We start from the raw sequence: 761 nt of genomic DNA, 5'->3' as shown, positions 1-761 counted from the left end.
GCTTGCCCAGCTCACTCTCGCCGTGCCCCTCGGGCGCGGCGACCGGAGGGTCGCCGCGCCCCGGGACGCGCGAGGAGATATCGCCGATCAGCTTGAGCAGCGGGCGGACCAGGGTGTAGTTGAAGACCACGATCAGGCAGAGGGCAAGCGCGATGTTGCGCAGCATGCCGCTGACGAAGACCACCACCGCGCGGTCGAAGAAGGAGAACATCTCGCCGTAGACGTCCAGCGAGACGTTCAGGTGCCCCACCGGACGGCGCTGCTGGAGGAAACTGAGCGGGATGGAGTACTCCGTGCGGCTGCCGGTGAGCCTGAGAAAGAGGGCGCGCAGGGTGCCGTCGGGGAGTTGGCGGTGGCGCTCGGCGTAGACCTCGCCGAAGTCGTCCACCAGCCGCGCCCGGTGAAGGGGAGGAAGCCGAGCAGCCCGGCGTGCTCGGGACCGGCGGTGAAGGTCGCCGCCCAAGGATAGTTGACGGTGTAGTCGATGCGCCGCTTGATCAGCATCTCGTGCAGACCGAGACCGACGTCGCGGCCGCTGCGCAGGAAGACGTTGGGTTGGTCGCGGTGGGCGGCCACCGCCTGGTCCACCCCCTCGCCGTAGGACATCCGCTCGGAGACCCCGAGCACCAGCGTCGGGTCCTCGAGGATCGTGTTCAGCGAGGCGGGCGAACCGAAGGTCTGGAAGCGCGCGGCATCCTCCGCCCGGTAGACCAGTTGCACCGGCGGCAACAGGGTGGTCTCGCCGCGCGAGACCCAGCCCA

2 protein-coding genes are annotated in these 761 nt (G+C 69.3%); both read right to left on the bottom strand.

The features are described from left to right. Window positions 1–250 (bottom strand): hypothetical protein (locus ACYQ2W_RS26480; protein WP_459874102.1); only part of this gene is annotated, 250 nt, incomplete at its 3' end. After that, a partial coding sequence (locus ACYQ2W_RS26475) for a hypothetical protein (RefSeq protein ID WP_459874099.1) occupies window positions 238–761 on the bottom strand: 524 nt, incomplete at its 5' end. The genes ACYQ2W_RS26480 and ACYQ2W_RS26475, both read right to left, overlap by 13 nt.

It is taken from the genome of Endothiovibrio diazotrophicus, from assembly GCF_054657215.1.
Note: the sequence above shows the minus strand (reverse complement) of the source record. Positions and strands in the feature narration are given on the sequence as shown.